Origin of the sequence: thiotrophic endosymbiont of Bathymodiolus puteoserpentis (Logatchev), from assembly GCF_900127505.1 — a bacterium.
Classification (GTDB): domain Bacteria; phylum Pseudomonadota; class Gammaproteobacteria; order PS1; family Pseudothioglobaceae; genus Thiodubiliella.
This window is the reverse complement of the sequence record NZ_UEXF01000070.1, coordinates 1-2,112: the sequence shown is the minus strand read 5'-3', so window position 1 is coordinate 2,112 and position 2,112 is coordinate 1. Positions and strand designations below refer to the sequence as shown.

Here is a 2,112-nt window from a genome sequence, read left to right as displayed (position 1 = left end):
ATGAGGCTTTAGAGTATTGGTATAATTTGAAGCCTGATTTGTTTATCAGAAAGCCTGATATGTTTCGGAGTGTGGTTTTTGAAAGTAGGGAATAACGTGGTGAAACCTGACATTTATTCATATGAATGGTAGAGTATATGACCCACAGATTGGAAGATTCCTCAGTGCGGATCCATATATCCAAGACCCTTACAACACACAGAGTTATAATAGATACAGTTATGTAATGAACAATCCGCTTAAATACACCGATCCAAGTGGTTATTCGTGGAATCCCATTAAAGCAGTAGCTAAAGCATGGCGAAGCGCTTGGAGAGGTGTTAAAAAATACGGTAGAGTTATTATAGCGGCTGTTATTGCTTATTATACGGGTGGCTTGGTTGCAAACAGTGCTTGGGCAAATTGTACAGTGGTTGGGTCGTCTTGGGTTGGTACAGCAGTTGCAGGTGCCGCAGGTGGCGCTGCTTTTGGAGCAAGTAGTACTTTGCTTTATGGCGGCAGTGTATCTGATGCAATTAAGGCCGCTGCTATAGGCGCAGTTTCAGGTGCAATTTCAGGCGGAATTTCAGGAAGTTATGGCAATACTTGGAATGCACAAAGAATAGGGGCGAGTGCAATGGGCAGTGGCATCTCGGCTGAGTTACAAGGAGGTAGTTTCAAGGACGGATTCAAGGCTGGGATGATTAGCTCCTCTCTTAGATATCTTTATAATAAGGTTGTAAGATATGATATTGATGCTAGAGCTGGGGGTGAGGCTGCTGCTCCTATTAAAGGCGAAAATAGGGGGCCATTAAAAGGATATAATAATATTGGCATTCAAGATGATTCTTTGTCTATTTTTTATGAAGGTAAAGCACTTAGTAAGGTATTAAATATTATACCTGCTGGCATTAATGCAGTAGCAGGATTGCATGATAAGTTTCAAGTTAGTATGACTGGTTGGGTGCGAAATGTATTCAATGTACCAGGAATGATTCCAGCAGCGGTTATCACCTATGGCGGTATGGCTGATGCTTATGGCATTAGTGCGCAACTTACAGTTAAAGATAGAATAAGGAAATAACGATGATTCTTAAATTGTTAATTGTTTCTATATTCTTATTTTCTTGTGCAAATGGCCATTTTATTAGTAAAACAGAGTATTTTAAAATAGTTACTGGACTAGACTTTAGAGAGCATGTGGAGAAGCGGTATACTTATTTTGGAGGAAAAGGCGTTCCAAGAAAAAACAAACCTAATTTGTTCAAAGAGTTTAAATATATAGAAGAAGTTAATAAAACATTACCTAATGGTAATAAAATTTATAGATATTCCCATCCGTATAATGATTGTAAAAGCACTTTTATTGTTAATCAGAAAAATATTGTTATCAAGGCCTTTGGTGATGGGGAGGATTGCGATGTTGCCTTGTAACTCAAGAAATAAGAAGATAGGCACAAAACCTTATTCACAAGTTTAAAAACTTATTGGGACGCACTGTGTCACTATCTCCTTATCCAATCGCCATGGGATAGTGTAATCAAAAACGGTTTTTGGTGTTGATGATTGTCATGATGCGAGGGGATGTATTTTTTCCTTTTGGGGGATTGATATATCTTCTTTTTAAAGGAGAAATGTATGAAAAACAAAAATACAGAAGAAGCTTATAAAAGAGTATGGTCAAGAAAGGCAAATAAAATTTTAAAAGATTTAGTTGTTCAACGAGTTAGATGGATGACTGAAAAAGAAGTAAGCGAGTATGGTTGGATGGGGAGCGCCCCAGTTATTGAATTTACCAATGGAGTGTTTATTGTTGCCTCAATGGACGACGAAGGCAATGATTCTGGTGCATTATTTACTAACCATAAAGACTTGCTAGTTTTACCGAGAATATAATATTAGTTAGAGACTTTTGCATAACTCATAATTATCCACCCTAATTTTAATTTTTAGATTTTTTCAAAAATATTTTCAAAACTACCTTTATTTTTTCATAAAGTTCAAAAAAAACCTTATTTTCCCAGCTGTTTATTGCTTTATTTCCCTATTTTTAGTCCTCTCCCACTCATTGGGCGTAATAATCCCCTAGACTTCGCATTTGTTTAAAAATATTCATCCCAGTTTTAAGATTGT

The 2,112-nt window shown here is 36.7% G+C and carries 3 protein-coding genes; all 3 read left to right on the top strand.

Annotation, left to right across the window (positions count from 1 at the left end; genetic code table 11):
• Nucleotides 1-121 precede the first annotated feature (121 nt).
• The 3 genes from BHECKSOX2_RS08485 (at nt 122) to BHECKSOX2_RS08475 (ending at nt 1,875) form a co-directional block, all read left to right on the top strand.
• Nucleotides 122-1,063 carry an RHS repeat-associated core domain-containing protein gene (locus BHECKSOX2_RS08485; protein WP_180323729.1) on the top strand — a complete coding sequence of 314 codons (942 nt, stop codon included), beginning with the start codon at nt 122-124 and terminating at the stop codon, nt 1,061-1,063.
• A gap of 2 nt (nt 1,064-1,065) precedes the next feature.
• Nucleotides 1,066-1,413, top strand: coding sequence for a hypothetical protein (locus BHECKSOX2_RS08480; protein ID WP_139683228.1), 348 nt, complete (start codon nt 1,066-1,068; stop codon nt 1,411-1,413).
• 204 nt (nt 1,414-1,617) lie between these two features.
• Nucleotides 1,618-1,875, top strand: coding sequence for a hypothetical protein (locus BHECKSOX2_RS08475; protein ID WP_139683227.1), 258 nt, complete (start codon nt 1,618-1,620; stop codon nt 1,873-1,875).
• Nucleotides 1,876-2,112: the final 237 nt, after the last annotated feature.

Excerpts from the sequence above, each read along its gene's own strand:
- BHECKSOX2_RS08480 (WP_139683228.1), top strand. The coding sequence starts at position 1,066 with ATGATTCTTAAATTGTTAATTGTTTCTATATTCTTATTTTCTTGTGCA.
- BHECKSOX2_RS08475 (WP_139683227.1), top strand. The coding sequence starts at position 1,618 with ATGAAAAACAAAAATACAGAAGAAGCTTATAAAAGAGTATGGTCAAGA.
- BHECKSOX2_RS08485 (WP_180323729.1), top strand. The coding sequence starts at position 122 with ATGAATGGTAGAGTATATGACCCACAGATTGGAAGATTCCTCAGTGCG.